The 21423-nt window shown below is 68.3% G+C and carries 19 protein-coding genes; 10 read left to right on the top strand and 9 right to left on the bottom strand.

Going from position 1 to position 21423, the window contains the following annotated elements; all coding sequences use genetic code 11:
* Nucleotides 1-26 precede the first annotated feature (26 nt).
* Complete coding sequence (locus QUE68_RS27060; RefSeq protein WP_284229763.1) at nt 27-1070, top strand: cupin domain-containing protein; 1044 nt, start codon at nt 27-29, stop codon at nt 1068-1070.
* A gap of 15 nt (nt 1071-1085) precedes the next feature.
* Here the strand turns inward: QUE68_RS27060 and QUE68_RS27055 are convergent, their stop codons facing one another.
* The 3 genes from QUE68_RS27055 to QUE68_RS27045 are packed head-to-tail and all read right to left on the bottom strand — an operon-like array spanning nt 1086 to nt 3245.
* Nucleotides 1086-2003 (bottom strand): alpha/beta hydrolase, encoded by a 918-nt coding sequence (locus QUE68_RS27055; RefSeq protein WP_454786443.1) that lies wholly within the window; start codon nt 2001-2003, stop codon nt 1086-1088.
* 10 nt (nt 2004-2013) lie between these two features.
* The gene (locus QUE68_RS27050; protein ID WP_284229759.1) at nt 2014-2709 is read right to left on the bottom strand and encodes a GntR family transcriptional regulator; all 696 of its coding nucleotides are present in this window, start codon (nt 2707-2709) and stop codon (nt 2014-2016) included.
* The gene (locus QUE68_RS27045) at nt 2706-3245 is read right to left on the bottom strand and encodes an HD domain-containing protein (protein WP_284234227.1); all 540 of its coding nucleotides are present in this window, start codon (nt 3243-3245) and stop codon (nt 2706-2708) included. Before QUE68_RS27045 ends, QUE68_RS27050 begins: the two co-directional genes overlap by 4 nt.
* 110 nt (nt 3246-3355) lie before the next feature.
* Between QUE68_RS27045 and QUE68_RS27040 the strand changes: the two genes are divergently transcribed.
* Genes QUE68_RS27040 through QUE68_RS27015 form a run of 6 tightly spaced genes read left to right on the top strand, consistent with a single transcriptional unit; the run spans nt 3356 to nt 9087 of the window.
* Nucleotides 3356-4471, top strand: a complete 1116-nt coding sequence (locus QUE68_RS27040; RefSeq protein WP_284229755.1) for a TIGR03364 family FAD-dependent oxidoreductase — start codon at nt 3356-3358, stop codon at nt 4469-4471.
* A complete protein-coding gene (locus QUE68_RS27035) occupies nt 4468-5181 on the top strand; it encodes a phosphonatase-like hydrolase (protein ID WP_284234224.1) in 714 nt (237 codons plus the stop codon). Before QUE68_RS27040 ends, QUE68_RS27035 begins: the two co-directional genes overlap by 4 nt.
* 4 nt (nt 5182-5185) lie before the next feature.
* Entirely contained in the window at nt 5186-6232 is a 1047-nt protein-coding gene (locus tag QUE68_RS27030) for a 2-aminoethylphosphonate ABC transporter substrate-binding protein (protein ID WP_284234222.1), read from the top strand.
* Nucleotides 6233-6234: 2 nt separating this feature from the next.
* Nucleotides 6235-7404, top strand: a complete 1170-nt coding sequence (locus QUE68_RS27025; RefSeq protein WP_284234220.1) for an ABC transporter ATP-binding protein — start codon at nt 6235-6237, stop codon at nt 7402-7404.
* Nucleotides 7401-8315, top strand: a complete 915-nt coding sequence (locus tag QUE68_RS27020; RefSeq protein WP_286274718.1) for a 2-aminoethylphosphonate ABC transporter permease subunit — start codon at nt 7401-7403, stop codon at nt 8313-8315. Before QUE68_RS27025 ends, QUE68_RS27020 begins: the two co-directional genes overlap by 4 nt.
* Complete coding sequence (locus QUE68_RS27015; protein ID WP_286274717.1) at nt 8290-9087, top strand: ABC transporter permease; 798 nt, start codon at nt 8290-8292, stop codon at nt 9085-9087. Before QUE68_RS27020 ends, QUE68_RS27015 begins: the two co-directional genes overlap by 26 nt.
* A gap of 28 nt (nt 9088-9115) precedes the next feature.
* On the opposite strand, the gene QUE68_RS27010 is transcribed toward QUE68_RS27015, so the two are convergent.
* Nucleotides 9116-10387: a septum formation family protein gene (locus tag QUE68_RS27010; protein WP_286274716.1), complete on the bottom strand. Its 1272-nt coding sequence runs from the start codon at nt 10385-10387 to the stop codon at nt 9116-9118.
* Between the two features lie 176 nt (nt 10388-10563).
* Nucleotides 10564-12756 (bottom strand): acyl-CoA dehydrogenase, encoded by a 2193-nt coding sequence (locus QUE68_RS27005; protein ID WP_286274715.1) that lies wholly within the window; start codon nt 12754-12756, stop codon nt 10564-10566.
* 89 nt (nt 12757-12845) lie between these two features.
* Here QUE68_RS27005 and QUE68_RS27000 point away from each other — a divergent pair, with 89 nt between their 5' ends.
* The 3 genes from QUE68_RS27000 to QUE68_RS26990 all read left to right on the top strand — a co-directional run bounded on the left by QUE68_RS27000 (nt 12846) and on the right by QUE68_RS26990 (nt 17083).
* Nucleotides 12846-14069 carry an alpha/beta hydrolase gene (locus tag QUE68_RS27000; protein WP_284229742.1) on the top strand — a complete coding sequence of 408 codons (1224 nt, stop codon included), beginning with the start codon at nt 12846-12848 and terminating at the stop codon, nt 14067-14069.
* Between the two features lie 4 nt (nt 14070-14073).
* Entirely contained in the window at nt 14074-15489 is a 1416-nt protein-coding gene (locus QUE68_RS26995; protein ID WP_286274714.1) for a WS/DGAT/MGAT family O-acyltransferase, read from the top strand.
* Between the two features lie 166 nt (nt 15490-15655).
* Nucleotides 15656-17083, top strand: a complete 1428-nt coding sequence (locus QUE68_RS26990) for a DUF4185 domain-containing protein (protein ID WP_286274713.1) — start codon at nt 15656-15658, stop codon at nt 17081-17083.
* On the opposite strand, the gene QUE68_RS26985 is transcribed toward QUE68_RS26990, so the two are convergent.
* The 4 genes from QUE68_RS26985 to QUE68_RS26970 form a co-directional block, all read right to left on the bottom strand.
* A complete protein-coding gene (locus tag QUE68_RS26985; RefSeq protein ID WP_286275956.1) occupies nt 17080-18312 on the bottom strand; it encodes an alpha/beta hydrolase in 1233 nt (410 codons plus the stop codon). The genes QUE68_RS26990 and QUE68_RS26985 overlap by 4 nt on opposite strands.
* Complete coding sequence (gene fadD12 / locus QUE68_RS26980) at nt 18293-19939, bottom strand: acyl-CoA ligase FadD12 (protein ID WP_284229736.1); 1647 nt, start codon at nt 19937-19939, stop codon at nt 18293-18295. The genes QUE68_RS26985 and fadD12 overlap by 20 nt, the downstream gene beginning before the upstream one ends.
* Nucleotides 19940-19944: 5 nt before the next feature.
* Nucleotides 19945-20685, bottom strand: a complete 741-nt coding sequence (locus QUE68_RS26975) for a 1-acyl-sn-glycerol-3-phosphate acyltransferase (RefSeq protein ID WP_284231421.1) — start codon at nt 20683-20685, stop codon at nt 19945-19947.
* Nucleotides 20686-20844: 159 nt separating this feature from the next.
* Entirely contained in the window at nt 20845-21360 is a 516-nt protein-coding gene (locus tag QUE68_RS26970) for a hypothetical protein (RefSeq protein ID WP_286274711.1), read from the bottom strand.
* Nucleotides 21361-21423: the final 63 nt, after the last annotated feature.

Genomic DNA, 21423 nt, shown 5'->3' with positions numbered 1-21423 from the left:
GGAGAACACACCGAGGAGATGCATACGTGAGCACGTCAGACACCCGTAGCAGCCACACCGTCTCGCTCCTCGACGGGGAGATCGTCGAGGAGTCCGACCTGGGCTCGATGCGACGAGTCACCGTCGACGATCTGCCGATCCTCAAGGGGTTGTCCATCAAACGGGTGCTGCTGAACCCCGGCGCGATGCGCACACCGCACTGGCACGCGAACGCCAACGAGCTCACCTACTGCGTGTCGGGCACCGCTCTGGTGTCCATCCTGGACGACGGCAGCAAGTTCTCCAGCTTCGTCATCACCGCCGGGCAGATGTTCCACGCCGCGTCCGGCTCGCTGCACCACATCGAGAACGTCGGCGAAGACATCGCCGAATTCATCATCGCCTTCCGCCACGAACGCCCCGAGGACTTCGGCTTCGGCGCCACGTTCGGCGCCTTCAGCGATGCGGTGCTCGGCAACACCTATGACCTGCCGGCCGCCGACCTGTCCAAGATCCGCCGGACCACCACCGACCACAGGCTCGCAGCCCGCGTCGGCCCTCCAATGATTCCGGACGGCGCCTACTTTCGTGATCCGCACAAGTTCGATATCGAGGCCCAGCAGCCGGGACTGAACTACGTCAGCGGGAATGCCCGGTTCGCCCGCGATCAGTATTGGCCGGCGCTGAAGGACATCTCGATGTACTCGCTACGCATCACCGAGGACGGCATGCGGGAACCGCACTGGCATCCCGTCACCGCGGAGATGGGCTACGTGCAGCACGGTGACGCACGCATGACCGTGATGAATCCCGATGGCACCCTTGACACGTGGACCATGACGACCGGCGACGTGTACTTCATCCCCCGCGCCTACCCGCATCACATCGAGAACATCAGCCCCGACGACTGGCACTTCCTGATCTTCTTCGATCAGCCGTTCCCGGCCGACATCGGCTACCGCGCCTCGGCGAGCGCCTACTCGAGAGAAGTATTGGCCGCCGCATTCGGCACCCACCTCGACGACCTGCCGCAGTTCCCGTTCACCCCCGCGGATCCGCTGATCGTCACGCGCTCCAACCCGCTCGACTGACCCCTATGCCACGAGTCATCCGATCCGATCTGCTGGAGTTCCCGAGGGCGTGAGAACCCCACGCAGCCACGCGATCTGACTGGCCGAGAACGCCTTCGAGACAGGCGCTTTCGGAACGACCCCGTCGAAGCCGTGGAAGGCGCCGGGCACCACCTCGACAGCGCACTGCACGCCGGCTGCCTGCAGGCGTTCGGCGTAGGCGAGGTCCTCGTCGTGGAACAGGTCATTGGAGCCGACGCCGATCCAGGCGGCCGGCAGCCCGCTCAGATCGGGGTTGCGCGCCGGTACGGCGACGTTGGGGTCGGCGTCCCCGAGGTAGCTGGCCCAGCCGTAGACATTGGACTTCTGGGTCCACAGACGGTGCCGGTGGTCGTCGAGCCCGTCTTGGGTGGCCGACCGGTCGTCGAGCATCGGATAGACGAGCAGCTGTGCAGCGACGCCGATTTCGGCTCGGTCGCGCGCCAGCAGGGCCAGGGCGGCGGCGAGGCCACCGCCGGCGCTCGCGCCACCGATCGCCACCCTGGCCGGATCGACCGAGGGCAGCCCGGCCAGCCAGGAGAGCGCGCGGTAGCAGTCCTCGAGCGGGACGGGATAGGGATGTTCTGGCGCCAGCCGGTAGTCGACGGCGGCGACCGTGGCGCCCAACGCGCTGGCGAACCGGCGGCAGACGACGTCGTCCTGCGCAGCGCTGCCGATGATGTAGCCGCCGCCGTGGATCCACAGCAGGGCCGGGCCCGGCACCGAGGTGGCCGGTCGATGCAGGCGCACCCGAACCCCCGAGGCCAGCGTCAGCTCGTCGACATCGGCCGGCGTGCGCCGGTCCATCAGGCGTGCCGCCACGCGGAACACCGGCAACGAGCGCGGGGTGATCATGCTGCGGGGAGCCAGCCGCGCGGCGCGCGCGAGGTCGGGATGAAAGTCGGCCATGTCCACGACCCTACTGTCAATCACGGTCTTGGAGCAGCGCTTCGAACGCGACCCGGTCACCCCGGTACAACGAGCGGACGACTTCGATCGGGTGGCCGTCGGTATCCAACGATCGACGGTGCAGCCGCAGCATCGGCATGGCGGTCGTGGACTCCAGCAGCGCGGCCTCACGAGGTGTGGCCAGAACCGTCTCGACGCGTTCGACCGCAGAGCCGAAGTGCACGCCCGTTGCGCGGATGGCCGCATACAGCGACGTCGTCGGGTCGAACGTCTCGGTGAACGCTCCGAAGCGATGCCCGGGCAGATAGGTGCTCTCCAGCCCGATGCGCTGCCCGTCGGCGAGCAGCACCCGCTCGAGGTGCATGACGGTGGCGCCGTCGGCGACCTCCAGCGCGGCAGCCAGCTCCGGCGCCGCCTCGACGTCCTCCCAGGTGACCAGGAGCCTGCCGGGCTTGCGGCCCATTCGCAGCGCACCCTCGGTGTAGGACCTTAGTGAAAGCGGTTGAACGAGCTTCGGTTTCGACACCACCGTGCCGCGGCCGCGACGTTCGATGCGACCCTCCACCAACAGTTCGTGCAGAGCCTGGCGGACGGTTTCGCGCGCGACGCCGAAACGCAGCGCCAGCTCGCGCTCGGGTGGGAAGGCGTCACCCTCGACGAGATCGTCGAGAATCTCCTCGAGCGCGGTGCGGATGGCATACGGCTTGCTCACATCGACATCCGCTGCCGCAGTGACCGATCCGCGATGGCCAGCACGTCGTCGATTGTCGCAGCCCGGCCGTGGGCGTGCGCCTCGGGATCCTTGGCGGCGTCATCGTACCGCCGGAGCCGCACGGCATCGGGCCACCAGGGATGTGCGAGGAGGGCGGCGTCCACGCCCGCGCCGCCCTGGAGGTGCAGCGATTCCGCCGACGTCGGGGTCAGGCCGTCGAGGTAGCCGGGCTCCGTGGTGACGAGATACCGCTTGGCGGCGACGTGTTGCCCGGCCAGCCACCCCACCCGTGCGCCGAAGCGCGGTGTCAGCCACCGCCGGGCCGCCTCGTCGTGCCGCAGGGCGGCGGTCTCGTCGAACAGCGGGCTGTGCGCCAGGTCGTGCAGGGCAGCGGCGAGCACCAGCTCGTCGTCGGCCCCGTCGTCGATGGCGCGGGCGGCCGACTGCAGCGCGTGGTCGAGTTCGTCGACGGCGTCCTCGTCCCAGACGCCACGCAGGGACGACAGCAACAGGGCCGTCTCGGCAAGCACGTTCATCCCCGAGAGCTTAACCCGAATTGGTCTATACCAATTGTTAACCTGCTGTTCGGGCTGGCATCACGGGCGCTTCCGCAGCCGGTCTTCCCGAGTCTGAAAGGTCACTGCACATGCGCGTCACGATCGTCGGCGGCGGAATCCTCGGAACCGCCCACGCACTGGAGGCGGTCGAACGCGGCCACCACGTCATCCAGCTCGAACGCGAAGAGGAAGCGCGCGGGGCGACCGTTCGCAACTTCGGCCTGGTCTGGGTCTCCGGCCGCGCCGAACACGAGCTCGCGGCGTCCCTCCGCGCGCGTGAGTTGTGGGAGCAGATCGGCGACCGGATTCCGGGCGTCGGCTTCCGGCCCGCCGGCTCGCTCACCCTGCTGCGCACGCGCCGCGAGATCGCGGTGGCCGAGCAGGTCGTCGCGCGTGCCGACGCCGAAGCCAGGGGATTCACCCTCCTCGAACCCGACCGAGCGCGGGAGATCAACCCCGCTCTGAGGGGGAAGTTCGTTGCAGCCCTGCACTGTTCGCGGGACGGTGCCGTCGAGTCCCGACAGGCCCTGCCCGCCATCCGGGGGTACCTCGCCGCCACCGGCCGATATGAGTTCGTGCCGGGTACCGAGGCACGCGCGGTCGACGGCACCGTGGTCCGCGACGACCGCGGTGGACGCCACGAGGGTGACGTGGTGCTGATGTGCCCGGGTGCCACGCACGGCGGCCTGATCCGCGAGATCGCCGGCGAACTCCCGGTGCGGCGCGTTCGGCTGCAGATGATGCAGACCGACCCCCTGGACGAACCACTGACCACGGCCATTGCCGACGGTGACAGCTTCCGCTACTACCCGGGCTTCGCGGGCAGCGCGCTGGACGACCTACGGCACGACGAACCTCAGGATCCGGTCGCCGCCGAGGGCCGCATGCAACTGCTCTGCGTGCAGCGCCTGCACGGTGGCTTGACCATCGGCGACACCCACGAGTACGACGAGCCCTTCGCCTTCGACGTCGACGATGCGCCGTACGACTACCTGGTCGCCCTCGTCGAAGAGTTCCTCGGTCGCCCGTTGCCGGCCGTCCGGCGCCGCTGGGCGGGCGTGTACAGCCAATGCCTCGACCCTGGGCAGTTGGTGTCCAGAACGGAAGCGGCCACGGGCGTCTGGGTGATCACCGGACCGGGTGGACGCGGCATGACCCTCGGCCCCGCGATCGCCGAGCAGACCGCCGATGTGCTCGACCTATGAGGAGGAACACGTTGACTGACAACAGCATTCAACTCGCCGTCATCGACATGGCAGGCACCACCGTGGCTGACGACGGACTGGTGGTCGCCTCGTTCGAGGCCGCCGCGACGGCGGCCGGCCTACCACCCGCCGACGGTGACGAGCGCGAGCGGGCCCGCCAGTACGTGCTCGACACGATGGGCCAGTCCAAGATCGTCGTATTCCGGGCGCTGTTCGGCACCGAGGAACTCGCGCAGCGCGCCAACGCCGCGTTCGAGGATGCCTACGCCGCAGCGATCGACGACGGCCATGCCACGCCGATCGACGGCGCGGCCGAGGCGATCACCCGCCTTCGCGATGCGGGCGTGAAGGTCGCTCTCACCACGGGTTTCAGCGGCACCACGCAGGAGAAGTTGCTCGCCGCGCTCGGCTGGCAGTCCATCGCCGACCTGGTGCTCGCCCCCGGTGACGGAGTGCGTGGGCGTCCGTATCCGGACCTCATCCTCACCGCGCTGATGCGTCTCGGCGTCGACGGGGTCGGCAACGTCGCCGCCCTTGGTGATACCGGCAACGACGTGCAGAGTGCCCTGCGGGCTGGATGTGCCATCGCCGCAGGAACTCTCACCGGTGCCCACGACGATGAACGGCTGCGTGCCGCGGGGGCCACCCACGTGGTGCCGACCGTCACGCAGTTCGCCGACCTGATCCTCGACCACCAACCCAAGGACTGAAGACATGAAACGCAGCAAGACCCTGGCCGCGCTGTCCACCGCCGTGCTGGCCCTCGCGTTGACCGCGTGCGGTGGCACCGGATCCTCGGGATCGGGGAGCGGCGAAACCGTCACGGTGTACAGCGCCGACGGTCTGGCCACCTGGTACAAGACCCAGTTCGACGCCTTCACCAAGAGCACCGGCATCAACGTCAACCTGGTGGAAGCCGGCTCGGGCGAGGTGGTTTCGCGCGTGGAGAAGGAGCAGTCCAACCCGCAGGCGGACCTATTGGTCACCCTGCCGCCATTCATCCAGAAGGCCGATCAGTCGGGTCTGCTGCAGTCCGGTGGCGTGGACACCAGCGGCATCGCGGCCCAACAGGTCGGCCCCGGCGGCAACTACGTGCCCATCGTCGACAACGCACTCAGCTTCATCGCCAACCCCGGCGCCAACCCGCAGCCCACCACGTGGGATGACCTGCTCGCCCCCGAATACAAGGGCAAGCTTCAGTATTCGACGCCGGGACAGGCCGGTGACGGTACCGCCGTGTTGGTGCTGCTTCAGCATCTGATGGGCAAGCCGGCGGCGCTGGACTACCTCGGCAAGCTGCAAGCCAACAACGTCGGTCCCTCGTCGTCGACCGGCAAGTTGCAGCCGAAGGTCAGCAACGGCGAGCTGCTAGTGGCCAACGGCGACGTGCAGATGAACCTCGGCTCGATCAAGGATGACGGCTCCAAGTTCAGCGTCTTCATCCCCGCGACCGCCGACGGCACGAAGACCACCGTGTCGCTGCCGTACGTCGGTGGTGTCACGAAGGGCGCCCCGCACGCCGACGGCGCCAAGAAGCTGCTGGCGTTCCTGGTGTCGGAGGACGTCCAGAAGACCGTTGCCCCCGAGGCTCTCGGCATTCCGGTGCTCGAGTCACTCGCCGGCTCGTCAGGGGAGGCGGCGGGACCCAACACGCCGGCCGGCGTACTGACCGGTGTAGACGTGTGGGTGCCGGACTGGAACGCCGTGCTGAAGGATCTCGACGCCGATCTCGCCGCCTACCAGAAGGTCACCGGTAGCTGACCATGGTCGATACTCGCGCAGGGCAGACGAGCGAGGCGGTCGGTTCCCGCGAACGCGAAGAGACCGAAGCCGTCACGGCCGCAATCACGTTCGACCGCGTCGGTGTCTCGTACGGCCGCGGTAAGAGGACGACGCGCGCGCTCATCGACTTCAACCTGCGCGTCGCGACGGGCGAGACGGTCGCCTTGCTCGGCCCGAGCGGTTCCGGCAAGTCCACCGCGCTGAACGCGCTTGCCGGGTTCGTCCGCCCCACGACGGGGGCGGTTCGGCTCGCGGACCGTGACGTCACCGACCTGCCTCCAGCCAGGCGGGGGATCGGCGTGGTGCTGCAGTCCTACGCACTGTTCCCACACATGCGGGTCGCCGACAACGTCGCCTTCGGATTGAAGTCGCACCGCGTGCCGCGCGGGGAGATCGACGGCCGGGTCGCCGAGGCGTTGGACATGGTCGGGATGGCCGCGTTCGGAAAGCGCTTGCCCCGTGAGCTGTCCGGCGGACAGCAGCAGCGCATCGCCATCGCGCGGGCGCTGGCGATCAGGCCGAGGGTGTTGCTGCTCGACGAACCGCTGGCGGCGCTGGACGCCCAGCTTCGGCAGTCCATGCTCGCGGAGTTGCAACGGCTCAAGGAGGCATTGCCCGACACGGCGATGCTGTACGTCACGCATGACCAGAGCGAGGCGCTGGCGCTCGCAGACCGGATCGTCGTCATGAACGATGCGCGGCTGATGGACGTCGGCACCGCCGAGAGCCTCTGGAAGCGGCCGCCGACGAGTTTCACCGCCGCGTTCCTCGGGGGTGCCAATCTGATTCCCTGCACCATCGGACGCGTCATCGGAACGTCGGCGCTCGTCAGCGTCGCGCACAAGACGGTCAGCGCGGAGGCGCCGCAACCCGCCGTCGGCCGGATCGACTGGGCGCCGGAGTCCAAGGCGCTGTTGTGCATTCGGCCGCATGCGGTGAAGGTCGTCGGCCTCGGTGATCGCGATGCGCTGCGTGCCACGGTCAGGGCCGCCGTCTGGCGGGGAGCCAACACCCGGCTGGTCCTGTCGGTGCACGGGCTATCAGATCAGCTGATCGACGTCGACGTGCCGGGCGCGACGACGTTCGACATCGGTACGGAGATCGGGCTGCGGTTCCCCGAACCCGCCGGTGTGCTGGTTCACGCCCCGTGACCGCGCTACTGGAGCCGACGGCAGACGCCCCGGATCGACCGGCGCCGCCGCGGTCGTGGGCCGCGTGGTGGGCGGTCCCGCCGCTGGCGATCGTCGTGCTGGTGGCGGTGTATCCGTTGATCCGGGTGTGTCTGGAGTCGACGAAGATCAGCGATACCGAACATGGTTGGGGCACATGGGGTTCAGTGCTCTCGTCGGAGGCGTTTCTGAGTGCGCTGTGGCGGACCGTCGCGATCGCCGCGACGTCGACCATCGGATGTCTGGTGCTCGGGACGTTCCTCGCCGTCGTGTTGGCGTTCGTGCCGTTTCCAGGCAGCTCCCTCGTCGGGCGCCTGATCGACACCGTGCTCGCGCTGCCGTCGTTCCTCATCACGTTGGCGTTCACGTTCCTGTACGGCACAGCGGGCGCGGTCAACGCGGCGATCGCCGGTGTCACGGGTGATCCGACGCCCGCGCTCAACTTCCTCTACACCCCAGCCGGCGTCGTGGCCGCGGAGATCACCTTCTTCACGCCGTTCGTCATCCGGCCGCTATTGGCATCGTTCTCGACGTTGCCGAGGGCTCAGCTCGACGTCGCGGCGAGCCTGGGCGCCTCACCTCTGCGGGTGCTGCGCGCGGTGGTGATGCCCGAGGCGTGGCCCGCGCTGATGGCGGGCGGCAGCCTGGTGTTGCTGTTGACGTTGAACGAGTTCGGCATCGTCCTGTTCACCGGCGCGAAGGGTGTGACCACGCTGCCGGTGCTGATCTACACCCGCGGCATCGTGACCTTCGACCTGCCCGGAGCAGCGGTGATCGCCACCGTGCAGATCGCCCTGTCGCTGGCCCTGTACACCCTGTACCGCGTGGTCTTCGCCCGCGCGATGAACCGTCGAGGAGGCGATACCGATGTTGTTGTGGACCAAGAAAAGTAGGGCAATCCTCGTCGGCATCTTCACCGTCGTCGTGTTCGGCGTCTTCGTCGCGCCACTCGCCACGGTCGCGCTGGCCGGGCTGGCAGGCTCGTGGACGGGCGCCCTGCCGTCGAACCTTGGCCTGGGTCACCTCGGCGATGCAATGTCGGGGGAGAACCTGGCCAGTGTGTCGGTGAGCCTGCAGACCGCGTTCGTCGCCGGTGGACTCGCCCTGGTGCTCGGGGCGTGGGCCGCACTCGCGGCGCGTGAGTCACCGTCCTGGCTGAGCCGCATCACCGACGCGATGTTCCATCTGCCTATCGCGGTGCCGTCGGTGGCCATCGGTCTGGGCCTGCTGATCGCCTTCAACACGCAACCGCTCCTCCTCGGCGGCACCCGGTGGATCGTGATCCTGGCTCATGCCGTCCTGGTGCTGGCGTTCTCGTTCAGCGCCGTCTCCGCGGCTCTCGACCGGCTCGACCCGGCCTACCGCCAGGCTGCGGAATCGCTTGGGGCAGGACCGGTTCGGGTGCTGACCCGCATCACGCTGCCACTGCTGCTTCCGGCACTGGGCGCCGCGGCGGGCCTCGCGGTCGCACTGTCGATGGGTGAACTCGGCGCGACGGTGATGGTGTATCCCGCCACGTGGAAGACGTTGCCCGTGACCATCTTCGCGCTCACCGACCGCGGTCAGGCCTTCCAGGCAGCCGCATGCACCACGGTGTTGCTCCTCGCCACGCTCGTCGCACTGATGGGCCTGGGCCGCATCCGCGGTCGGGCGGCGGTGCGCTAGCCGTCGAGCGTGCGCCTTCTACAGCGGGTCACGCCGCGGGCGGGGCGGGCTCCGGTGGGACGTAACCGGGCAGCGTGATCGGCGGCAGCCCGGGGAGCTGCAGAATCCCAGGGTCTGGCTCCGGGGGAGTCTCGCTAGGTGGAGTCGCGGGTCCCGGCGGCGGGCCCTGCGGCGGCGGCGGTTCCGCTGAGGTCGGGGAAGGCTCCGCGGTCGGGGTGGGGGTCGCCGGCGGCGGCACCTCGGTGGGCGGCGCACCCACCGGAATCAGCGGCTCTTCGTAGACCGGCGGTGGCGGTGGCGCCGGCGGGGGCGTGTCCGACGTGGCGGTCGTCGGCGACGGTGTCCCCGGCGGCGGAAGATCGGCGGGTGACAGGGTCCTGACGCTGCCCGACGTGGGCGTCCACCCCTGCTCGGCGGGCTTGCCGACGCCACAGGAGACCTGGCGGCTGCCCGCCGCCCAACTGGCTGGTGACACCGTGTCGTACCCGAGGGCCAGCCCCAGGGTGGTCAGCTTGCCCGGCGCCAGGTAGGCGTCGGCGGCGCGAGTGCACGCCTGGCCGATGAACGCGCGCTGGTCCTGGTCGGACGGCGCGCCTCCCGGGAATCGTTCGGCAAGGCCGACGGCACCGGTGACCTCCAGGCCGTGCGGGACCGAGCAGTCGACGGGAATGTCGGTCGAGCGGTTCGACGAATCGATGCCGAGGCAGGTACCCGCCGGCCAGACCTTCGACTGATCGAGGTCGACGATGCGGCCCTTGAAGGGGATGGGCTTGCCCTCGGGGCCGAGGAGCTGGAGTCCGCACAACAGGTTCCGGTCACCGGTGACGGCGGGGTCTGCATCGCCGGCCCACAGCACGCTGATCGTGAACCGGCTGTTCGGGTCGTAGCGGGTGCCGAGATACTCCCGCACCGCGAGCTGGCAGGGTTCCCCGAAGCTGTTCATGTCGACGGGCTTGGCGACCTCGAACATGTGGTCTGAGCGGCACTGGACGAAGGACGGCTTCTCGGGTGCGTCCGGGGGCCAGCTCAGGCACGTACCGGTCCCCGCATTGCTGAACACGACGCTGGCGCGGCTGCCACCGTCGACCCGGGTTCGGGTCTCGGGGGTCGCGGTGAACAACTGGATGACGCCGCCGACGAGGAGGAAGACCATCACCAGGGTGAGGATTCCCCGCCGATGAGCCCGGCGGAGTTGACGCTTGCAGTCGGCGTCCTGGAAGGGTTTATCGAGCGCCGCGAGAACGGAGGCAAGGTCGGGAGCACGCTTGCCAGCGGAGGGGGACCCACCGGAATCAGTCACGAATACCTAGCCCGTCGCATGTTCGGCGCGTACCCGATTACCACATCGGTTACGCGGCCGAATTTGCTCGTCACGGACACAGAGCTTGGCACAGCCGCTCACGTCTCGCCACGTCTGCGGCCGTAACGTAACCGGCATCGACGTCATACCGTGTCCGCAGGCCACCCCCCGAAGGACTACTTCAGCAGCGGATCCCGCGGCAGTCCGAGGATGCGTTCGGCGATCGTGTTGCGAGTGATCTCCGAGGTGCCGCCCGCGATCGTCATCGCGCGGTTGCCCAGGTAGGTCGTCGTCAGCTCGGGGGTCTGCCCGACGACGGCGGCCGACCCGGCCAGCTCCATGCCCAGCTCGGTCAGTCGCTGGGACTGCTCGGCCAGGAGCAGTTTGGTGACGTTCCCCTCGGGTCCCGGCTCGGCGCCCGCGATGGCGCGGGTGACCCGCCTCAGGTTGAGCAGCCGTAGCGTGTGGGCCCCGGCGATCACCTCACCCACCCGCCGCACGTAGGCCGCCGAGGTCTCGGCCGACCCGCCGTCGAGCAGCTTGACCAGAGCTTCGAGCGTGAATCCCGTGGGTGCCGACGAACCGCCACCGATCGAGATGCGTTCGTTTCCGAGTGTCGCGCGGGCCACCAGCCAGCCGCGGTTCACCTCGCCGACGACGTCGGAATCGGGCACGAAGACGTCGTCGAAGAAGACCTCGTTGAAGTGGGCGTGACCGGTGAGGCCCCGGAGCGGATTGATCGTCACCCCGGGGGCCGCCATGTCGATTGCGACCATCGTGACGCCTGCGTGCTTGGCGGCGTCGGGATCGGTGCGGACGGTGGCCAACCCCCACTGGCATTGGTGCGCCAGGCTGGTCCATACCTTCTGGCCGTTGATCAGCCAGCCGCCGTCGACCTTCTTGGCCGACGTACGCACCGCGGCGGCATCGGAACCGGCGCCGGGCTCGGAGAACAGTTGGCACCACATCACCTCGCCGCGCAGGACCGGTTCGACCCAGCGTTCGCGCTGCTCGTCGTTTCCTGCCTGGGCGATCGTCAGCGTGACCCAGCCCGTGATGCCCATGTCGGCGCGCTCGACGCCACCTCTTACCCCCGTCGCCCCGGGACCGAATTCCTCTTCGATGATCAACTGCTCCAGCACTCCGGCGTCCCGGCCCCAGGGCTTCGGCCAGTGCGGCACCAGGTAGCCGGAGTCCACCAGGAAGTCGCGGCGCTTCTCGGCGGGCAGGCCACCCCACGTGGCGACGGCCTCGCGCGCGGGCGCGCGGAATCGTTCGGCCTCCTCGGGCAAGGTGAAGGAGGCGCCGTGGGCCTGTCCACTGCGCTGCGCCTCGACGATGTCGACGAGGGGGTCGGCCCCGTCGGCGATGATCGCGGCGAGCGTGCGGGCCCGGCGCAGGTAGAGGTGCGCATCGTGCTCCCAGGTGAACCCGATCCCGCCGTGCAACTGAATGTTGCACTCCGCGTTGGCCACCGACGCTTGACCGGCATGCGCCGCGGCCACGGCCGCGGCGAACCAGGCGCCGTCGAGATCGTCGGCGCGGGCGGCATCCCAACTGGCCGCCGTGGTCTGCTCGGCGCCGACGAGCATGTTCGCGGCGTGGTGCTTGACCGCCTGGAACGTGCCGATGGTGCGGCCGAACTGCTCGCGCACCTTGGCGTATTCCACCGCCATCTCCAAAGCGGCCCAACTGATTCCGACGGCTTCGGCCGAAGCCAGCGTGCGGAACGCGGTTCGCGCCCGTCGGGTGGCACCGCGGAGCACGCGCTCGGGGCCGACCGTCACGCCGCTGAGCCTCACCGATCCGACGCTGCGGGTGGTGTCCAATGCCGGCAGGGCCGTCACCGTGACACCGTCGGCCTTCGCGTCCAGGACGATGACGTCATCTCCCGCGACGAGGACGAGGAGGTCGGCATCCGGCGCACCGAGCACGACGGGGCTCTCACCCGTCACCGTCAGATCCGATCCGATGGTGACGCTGCCGGCCAGTCCGACGGCGCCGACGACGCTGCCGTCGGCCAGCCCCGGCATTAGCTGTGTTCTGAGCACATCGTCACCGCAGCGGTCGATCACCACCGCGGCCGACACGCTCGGCAGGAAGGGGCCCGGACATAGTTCGCGGCCCTGGGCCTCCAGCACGACGGCCAACTCCGACAGGCCGAAACCGGACCCGCCGTATTCCTCGGGAATGGCCAGCCCCGGCCAGCCGACGGCCACCGCGGCCGACCACAGGTCGGCGGGGTGATTGGAGTCCCCGTCCAGGGTGGCCCTTGCTGCGACTCGGCTCTTGAGCCTGTTGAGCTGACCATTCGCCGCATTGGCGAGTTCGCGGTGTTCGTCGGTGATCGCTAACGCTGAGTTGCCCACACCATCGACTTAACCACCGTGGGCCGGGGATTGGTAGACAACTTTGGTCATGTGTCGTGTACCCGCGGTTCACGGGGTACGGTCGCTCAATGACGGCACGACCGGATACCCGGTACCCCGGCCCGACGAAGACCACCCGGTTGCGCTGGCTGCTCAGGGCCGGCCCGGCCGACCACATGCTGGCGATGAGCGTTGCGGCGGCGACGTTGCCACTGGTCGGCCGATACCTCGAACCCCTCGGTGGCGCCACCGCGATGAGCATCTGGGGCGTTCGTCAGACCCCGAGCTTTGTGAGCGCCGCGGTGAAGTCGTGGTTCACCCCCGGCATCGGCGAGGTGAAGAAGCGCGAGCGCGACGTCACCAACGCCGTCACCGAGGCGGCGCTGCGGAACGTGATGCCCATGAAGACCCTCGACGTCGAATGGCCTGCACCTCAGCGCACTCCACCCGTCTGGAAGGCGCTCGAGCACCGTCGCAACGTGTACCGCACGTCGGTTCGCTACGGCGACAGCCCTTCTCAGGTGCTGGACGTGTGGCGGCCCAAGGAGCTGCCCGCACAACCGGCACCGGTGCTGTTGTTCGTGCCCGGCGGCGCCTGGGTGCACGGCAGCCGGATCCTGCAGGGCTACGCCCTCATGTCCCACCTGGCCGAGATGGGGTGGGTCTGCCTCTCGATCGACTACCGCGTCGCGCCGCATCACCGCTGGCCGCAGCACCTCACCGACGTCAAGACGGCGATCGCATGGGCGCACGCGAACGTGGACAAGTTCGGCGGCGACCGCAACTTCCTCGCGTTGGCGGGCTGTTCGGCCGGTGGACACCTGGCGGCGTTGGCCGGTCTCACGCCCAACGACCCCGAGGCGCAGACGGAGCTACCCGCCGGTTCGGACACCTCCGTGGACGCCGTCGTCGGCATCTACGGTCGCTACGACTGGGAGGACCGCTCGTCGGTCGAGCGGGTGCAGTTCGTCGACTTCCTGGAACGGGTCGTCGTGAAGCGCCGAATCGCCAGGCATCCCGAGATCTACCGCAAGGCGTCACCGATCGCGCGCACGCACGCCGAGGCGCCACCGTTCCTCGTCATCCACGGCAGCGCGGACACCATCATCCCGGTGCAGCAGGCCAGGGACTTCGTCGAGAAGCTGCGGGGTGACTCGCGCTCCGTCGTCGGCTACGTCGAGCTGCCGGGCGCCGGACACGGTTTCGACATGACCGACGGCGCCCGCACCGGGTCGATGGCCACCGCAATTGGCTTGTTCCTCAACGAAGTTCATCGAAACCAGATGATCAACGGGACAAGGGCGGTTATATAGCTGCGTGAAGAGGCTCAGCGGGTGGGACGCGGTACTCCTCTACAGCGAGACGCCGACGGTGCACATGCACACGCTGAAACTGGCGGTGATCGCGCTCGACGAGCTCGGCGACCGGACGTTCGGCATCGACGACTTCCGCAAGGTCATCCACGGCAGGCTGCACAAGCTCTATCCGTTCCGCTACGAACTGGTCGACATCCCCTTCAAGTTCCACCATCCGATGTGGCGGGAGAACTGCGAAGTCGACCTGGAATACCACATCCGGCCATACCGGGTGGAGAGCCCGGGCGGGCGGCGCCAGCTCGACGACGCCGTCGGTGAGATTGCCAGCACGCCGTTGGATCGCGCCCGCCCGCTGTGGGAGATGTACTTCATCGAGGGTCTCGCCGACGGCCGGATTGCGGTGCTCGGCAAGATCCACCACGCGCTCGCCGATGGTGTCGCGTCGGCCAATCTGATGGCGCGGGGGATGGATCTCCAGACGGCTCCCGACGACCGGGATTCCTACGCCACCGATCCGGCGCCGACCAAGGGGGAACTCGTCCGGACGGCCTTCGGCGATCACCTCCGCCAGATCGGACGGCTGCCGAGCGTGATGCGGTATACGGCGCAGGGGATGAGCCGGGTGCACGAGAGCTCGCGCAAGTTGGGCCCGGAGCTGACGCGCCCATTCACCCCACCGCCCAGCTTCATGAACCACATGGTCGACGGGACTCGCCGGTTCGCGACGGCCACGTTGTCACTCGCCGACGTCAAGGAGACCGGCAAGCATCTGGGCGTGACCATCAACGACATGGTCCTGGCGATCTCGGCCGGGGCATTGCGGCGGCTTCTGGAGAAGTACGACGGACGTGCCGACCACCCGCTGTTGGCTTCCGTCCCAGTGAGTTTCGACTTCTCGCGCGATCGCATCTCGGGCAACTACTTCACCGGTGTGATGATGACGCTTCCGGTGGAGATGGCGGATCCGCTCGAGCGAGTGCAGGCCGTACACGACGCCGCGGTGTCGGCCAAGGAGACGCACCACCTGATGGGTCCGGAACTGGTGAGCCGGTGGTCGGCATACTTTCCGCCTGCCCCCGCCGAGGCGATGTTCCGGTGGCTGGCCAACAAGGATGGGCAGAACAAGGTGCTCAACCTGCCCATCAGCAACGTCCCGGGCCCTCGCGAGCACGGCCGTGTCGGCGGCGCGCTGGTGACCGAGATCTACTCGGTGGGTCCGCTCACGACCGGCAGCGGGCTCAACATCACGGTGTGGAGCTACGTCGACCAGTTGAACATCTCGGTGCTCTCTGACGGAGCGACACTCGAGGATGCGCACGAGCTGACCGATGCGATGGTGCAGGCGTTCATCGAGATTCGGCATGCGGCAGGGCTTTCGGCGGAGCTGACGGTCGTCGAAGGGGTGATGGCGCCCTGAGTCGGCCGGCGCGATCGCGCCGGTTGGTTTGCTCCGCTTTGGTTGCGACACGGTCACGGACGGATACCAAGCCGGCACACATTGGGCACAACAGTCCCATTAGTCACTATCGTCACAGTTTGTTAGCTGTCGACGTCACCGCGACGTCCCCTGTGAAAGGTGTGACATGTCGCCGGGTCGTCGAATCGCCTCCGCATCGATCGCGTCGGCGGCTGCCGTCGGATTGTGCGCGGTCCTCGGCGTCGCACCACTGGCAAACGCGGAACCGTGTGAGGGGGCCGCCGCGGCAGCCCAGCCGCTGCCCGGTCAGGCATTCGAGATTCCCAGTCCCTCGGGCATAGCGCCCTTCAACCGACCGATCGGACACAAGCCTGCCGGTGCGAACGATGCAGCGCCACTGCCGAAACTGGGACTGTTGCCCGCCCTGCTCAAGGCGCTCACTCCACCGCCCGTCGCGCCGGTCCGCCAGCAAGCCGCTGTCGTGCCCTCGCCAAATCCCGCCGGTGCGGCCACCCCGCAGCAACCCGCCGCGGTGCAGCCAGCTCCCGCGCCGGTAGCCGCGCCCGCGCCGGTGTCCACCGCTCCGCCGGGGACGTCGCTCGTGGGGTGGGTCACCGGGCCGGACAGCCCCAACGACACCGTCGAGAAGTTCGCCATCACTGGGACCGACCTCGGGATCATGTGGGACAACGGCGACCCCGCCAACAACCAGGTGCTGATGGCCTTCGGTGACACCAACGGCTTCTGCGGCATCCCCGGTAAGCAGTGGCGGTACAACGCGCTCTTCCGCAGCCAGGACCGTTCTTTGGCGAACACCATCGCCGTACCCAATGGCGTTGTCGCCAATAAGTATTCGGGATCGCCCGTATGGCGGCCGGGCATCTCCAAGCAGATCATCAACACCATCGGGCAGGCGCCGCAGGAGACCGGCATCATCCCGACGGCGGGCATCTCGGCGGGCGGGAAGCAGTACCTGAACTTCATGTCCATCAGGAGTTGGGACGCCAACGGCGCGTGGTCCACCAATTACTCGGCGATCGCGATGTCGCCCGACAACGGGGAGACCTGGGGTGTCTACCCGGGCACCATCCGCACGCCGGGGGCGGGCAATGAGAAGTTCCAGATGGGGGCCTTCCTCAAGCCGGGGCCCGGAGATCAGTACCTGTACACGTATGGCACGCCGAACGGTCGCGGCGGCGCGGCCTACGTGGCGCGCGTCTCGCCGGGTTTCATCCCCGACCTGACGAAGTACGAATACTGGAACTCAGACAACGGGTCGTGGGTCCCTGGCAACCCGGCGGCGGCGACCCCGGTGATTCCCGGCCCGGTGGGCGAGATGTCGGCGCAGTACAACACCTATCTCAAGCAGTACCTCGCGCTGTACTGCAACGGAGCCAACGACGTCGTGATGCGGACGTCGCCGACCCCGCAGGGACCGTGGAGTCCCGAACAGGTGTTGGTGACGTCCGGGCAGTTCCCCGGGGGTATCTACGCGCCGTACCTGCATCCCTGGTCGACGGGTAAGGAGCTGTACTACAACCTTTCGCTGTGGTCGGCATACAACGTCATGTTGATGCACACCGTCCTGCCCTAATGGCGCTTGGCCTTGACCCAGTCGAGGAAGTGCGCGACCGCGATCGCGGTGTAGTGCCCGTGGGGTGAGCCGAAGAAGTCGAATGCGTGCTGCGCGTGCGGGATTTCGGCGTAGACGACGGTGTCGTCGGACTTCTGGCCGAGCGCGTCGGCGAACTCCCGGCCCTCGCCGACCGGGATGATGGAGTCGTCGGTGCCGTGCAGGACGAAGAACGGTGGCGCGTCGGTGCGGACCTTGGTGATCGGTGACGCATCCAGGTACAGCTGCCGGTTTCCGGCGAACCGCTTCTTCACGATGTAGCGCTGCAGGATGGCGATGAACTCTCCTCGACCGGACCCCTCGCGGGAGAACCAGTCGTAGCGGCCGTAGATCGGCACCGCCGCCACCACCGACGTGTCGGCCGCCTCGAAACCCGGTTGCCATTGCGGCTCGTTGGGGGTCAGCGCCGCCAGCGCGGTCAGATGGCCGCCCGCCGATCCGCCGGTGATCGCCACGAAGTCGGGGTCGCCGCCGTAGTCGGCGATGTTCTCCTTCACCCAGGCCAGCGCGCGCTTCACGTCGACGATGTGGGCGGGCCAGGTGTGGCGCGGGCTCACCCGGTAGGCCATCGACACGCAAATCCACCCGCGTTCGGACATGTGGGTCATCAGTGGGTAGGCCTGCGGGCGTCGCATTCCGATCGCCCATGCGCCGCCGGGTACCTGCAGCAGCACGGGTGCCTTCCCGTCGCGAGGGAGGTCGGCGCGATGCCAGACGTCGGCGACGTTGGCTCGGTGCGGGCCGTAGCGGATGATGTCGGTCTTCTTGACGTACTGGCGTCGCGCCCACGACGTGCGCAGCACCCCGCCGCGGCGACGGCGACGCTCCTCCTTGGCGGCGATCTCCGCGTAGTCGTCGCCGAGCGCCATGCGAAGCGGCTCCTCGAAGAAGTCCTGAGACTTCCAGCTGCGGTAGTACACACGACCCAGCAGGCCCCAGGCAAAGACCGTCAGGGCCAACGCGATCCGGCCGCGCGGCCCCGCGAAGTCGCCACGCAGACCCCGTCGGACCGCGTCGAGCATCGACGCACCCGCCACCACGGGCGCGGCCTCACCGGTCGGCCAGCCGAACGCGAACACCGGCAGCGTGACGTACCCCTCCCGGCCCAGCGGGCGCACGGCGTTGGCTGCGTTCACGACCTCCGCGGCGGCCCGCAGCAGCGGGTAGCGCCTACGACGTCTGAGGGCCATCGGCATCCGGGGGAAGGAGCGCTTGAAGGTCACGTCGTGAGATCTTGCCAGTGCTGCCTCGAGGCAGGTCGGCGAGCACCACGATGTCCCTGGGGACCTTGTAGTTCGCCAGATTCTCGCGAACGTGGCCCTTGAGGTCGTCGGCAGTGGCGGCCGCGCCGGTGGCCAGTACCACGAAGGCCACCAGCCGCTGGCCGTACTGCTCGTCGTCCACGCCGAGGACGAACGCCTCGGTGACCTCCCGGTGGGCCGCCAGCGTCGTCTCCACCTCGATGGGGTAGACGTTCTCGCCGCCCGAGACGATCATCTCGTCGTCGCGGCCCACCACGAACAGTCGGCCCGCGTCGTCGACGTAACCGACGTCGCCGCTGGACATGTAGTCGTCGTCGAAGTCCTTGGTGGCACCCGAGGTGTAGCCGTCGAACTGCGTGGAGTTGCGCACGAAGATCGTGCCCACGTCGCCGGTGGGCACCTCCCGGCGGTCGGCGTCGAGGATCCGGATGTCGGTGCCCTCGGCGGGTCGGCCCGCGGTGTCGGGCGCCGCGCGCAGGTCGGCGGGCGTCGCGGTGGCGATCATGCCCGCCTCGGTGGCGTTGTAGTTGTTGTAGACGACGTCGCCGAAGCGGTCCATGAAACTGGTGACGACGTCGGGCCGCATCCGAGAACCGGATGCGGCGGCGAACCGCAGCGAGCGTCCGCTGTACCGGTCCAGAACGTCGTCGGGTAGGGCCATGATCCGGTCGAACATGACTGGGACGACGCATAATCCGGTCGCTCGATGCTCGTCGACGAGCGCGAGCGTCGCCTCGGGGTCGAACTTTCGACGGGTGACGATCGTGCACGCAAGGGACGCCGCGAATGCCAGCTGCGAGAAGCCCCACGCGTGGAACATCGGTGCCACGACGACGGTGACTTCCTCTGCCCGCCAGGGGGTTCGGTCCAGGATTCCCTTGAGCGTCATCGGGCTGCCGCCGGAGTGGCTGGCGCCCTTGGGAGTTCCCGTCGTCCCGGACGTCAGCAGGATGACCTTGGACCTGCCCTCTGCCCGCCGCGGGTGTTCACCGATGTGCGCGCCAATCAACCCCTCGACGGTGAGACCGCGCTGCGGCGTTTCGGTCCACGCCACGATCCGCACCGCGTCGGGACGATCGGCGAGCGCGCGGTCGACCGTGGGTGCGAATTCCTCGTCGTAGACGACCGCATCGGCCTTCTCCCGCGAAACGACTTCGGCGAGAGCGGGTCCCGCGAAGGACGTGTTGAGCAGCAGCACATCCGCACCGATCCGGTTGGCCGCGACCAGCGATTCGACGAAGCCGCGGTGATTGCGCGCCATGATCCCGATGACGCGCGGTGCGCCGCCGGGCAGATTCTGCAATGCGGCCGCCAACGCGTCGGCCCGCTGATCGATCTGGCGCCACGTCAGCGAACCGAGCTCGTCCACCAGGCCGGTCCGGTCCGGGCAGCGCTGGGCAGCGCTCGCGAAACCCGATGTGATGCCCATGTTCTCGCGCACCATCGCGGCGGCGATCCGCACGTACTTGTCGGGCCGCAGCGGGGCGATCACACCGGCCCGCGCCATCGTGGTCAGCAGACCGAGTGGGCCGGTGATGCGGTCGGTGATCGCCATCGCGGTCAGCCGAGGACTGGGAGTCGTCGTCGTTTGGCGAGCTCGTCGAGCGCCTGCTGCATGAGACGGCGGACGTGTGCGTCGACTTCGTCGATGTCGGGGTCGTCACCGAATTGGGCGACGACGTCGATCGGCGGGAGCACCTGGGTGACGATCTTCGTCGGCAGCGGGACGTTCACCGGGAGCACGGCGGACAGACCGAACGGGAAGCCGAACGAGATCGGCAGGATCTTCACCCGCAACAGCTTGTCGAGTCGCAGGGTCTTGGCCATCCATTCACCGCGGGAGAGGAACAGCTGCGCCTCCTGGCCCCCGATGGACACCGAGGGCACGATCGGCACGCCGGCGTTGAGCGCGGCCCGCACGTAGCCGGTGCGCCCGTCGAAGTCGATCTTGCTCTCGGCCAGGGTGGGACGGTAGACGTCGTAGTCGCCACCGGGGAACACGACGACGACGCCTCCGGAGCGCAGAGCTTCGTCGGCATTGTGGTGATTGGCTGGGATGAAGCCCGTCTTGCGGAAGAACTCACCGGTCGGGCCGGTGAAGATGATGTCGTGGCTCAGCGTGTAGACGGGCCGGTCGAAGCCGAACCTCTCGTAGAAGCCCGTGGCGAATACCGGCACGTCCATGGCGAACAGTCCGCCCGAGTGGTTGCCGACGACCAGGGCCCCACCCTGCGGGAAGTCGTCGAGTCCGAGCACCTCGGCGCGGTGGTAGCCCTTGATCAACGGCCGGAGCCACGCCATGACCCGTTCGGTGAGGCCCGGGTCCCACTTGGTGACTGCGCTCGGTTCGACCTCGGAAGGGTCGATGTCGTCCGCGTTCACTAGTGCCCCCTGCAAGAAGTAGAACGTGTTCTAGTTCGAGAGAGTACCCGGGGCGGGTGTGCAGGCGGTAATCGCCAGCTAGAAGGTCTTGACGAACTCCGACGAGTAGAACTCGGCCGGTGTCTGTGAGGAACCCGACGGCCGTTCGACCATGACCCACGCCCCGGTCGCACCTGATTCGACGGGACCGCGGACCGTCGTGGTGCCAGCCCCCGTCGCGTCGGTATCCAGGCCGCCGACTATCACGCCGGGCGCGCCCGCCGTGCACCCCATCGGGGAGCGGGGAACCTGGATCACACGCACGTCGTAGTGGGTGTTGGGGGTGGCGGTTGCCATGTCGACGGTGGTGACGATGCTGCCGGAGTCCACGCCCATGTGGGCTGTGCCCCGGACGTAGCCAACCGCCCTGACCCACCGGAGGTCGGTACCGTCGCAGGCGCGCCACTGACTCGACAGCGGCATCACGGACATCGCGGTGTCCGGGGGCGCTGCCGACGCGGGCGGTGCGGCCACCGATACCGAGGAGAACAGCAATCCCACGCCGACGGTGGCCGCCGCGAAGGCGACAAGTGTCGTCGACGTCAATTTGGTCATAACTCACCATAGTGCCGGTCCGCTGGCGTAACGCACAGTTGTCCACATCACAGAAACGGTGTG

This window comes from Mycolicibacterium sp. TUM20985 (genome assembly GCF_030295745.1).
In the GTDB taxonomy this organism is placed as follows: Bacteria; Actinomycetota; Actinomycetes; order Mycobacteriales; family Mycobacteriaceae; genus Mycobacterium.
The sequence above is the reverse complement of the archived record's forward strand: the minus strand, read 5'-3'. Positions and strand labels throughout refer to the sequence as shown.

Coding starts and splice junctions, on each gene's coding strand:
- QUE68_RS26990 (WP_286274713.1), top strand. CDS start 15,656: ATGTCGCCGGGTCGTCGAATCGCCTCCGCATCGATCGCGTCGGCGGCT.
- QUE68_RS26975 (WP_284231421.1), bottom strand. CDS start 20,685: ATGGCGTGGCTCCGGCCGTTGATCAAGGGCTACCACCGCGCCGAGGTG.
- fadD12 (WP_284229736.1), bottom strand. CDS start 19,939: ATGGCGATCACCGACCGCATCACCGGCCCACTCGGTCTGCTGACCACG.
- QUE68_RS26985 (WP_286275956.1), bottom strand. CDS start 18,312: ATGGCCCTCAGACGTCGTAGGCGCTACCCGCTGCTGCGGGCCGCCGCG.
- QUE68_RS27000 (WP_284229742.1), top strand. CDS start 12,846: ATGACGGCACGACCGGATACCCGGTACCCCGGCCCGACGAAGACCACC.
- QUE68_RS27045 (WP_284234227.1), bottom strand. CDS start 3,245: ATGAACGTGCTTGCCGAGACGGCCCTGTTGCTGTCGTCCCTGCGTGGC.
- QUE68_RS26970 (WP_286274711.1), bottom strand. CDS start 21,360: ATGACCAAATTGACGTCGACGACACTTGTCGCCTTCGCGGCGGCCACC.
- QUE68_RS27030 (WP_284234222.1), top strand. CDS start 5,186: ATGAAACGCAGCAAGACCCTGGCCGCGCTGTCCACCGCCGTGCTGGCC.
- QUE68_RS27040 (WP_284229755.1), top strand. CDS start 3,356: ATGCGCGTCACGATCGTCGGCGGCGGAATCCTCGGAACCGCCCACGCA.
- QUE68_RS27015 (WP_286274717.1), top strand. CDS start 8,290: ATGTTGTTGTGGACCAAGAAAAGTAGGGCAATCCTCGTCGGCATCTTC.
- QUE68_RS27025 (WP_284234220.1), top strand. CDS start 6,235: ATGGTCGATACTCGCGCAGGGCAGACGAGCGAGGCGGTCGGTTCCCGC.
- QUE68_RS27035 (WP_284234224.1), top strand. CDS start 4,468: ATGAGGAGGAACACGTTGACTGACAACAGCATTCAACTCGCCGTCATC.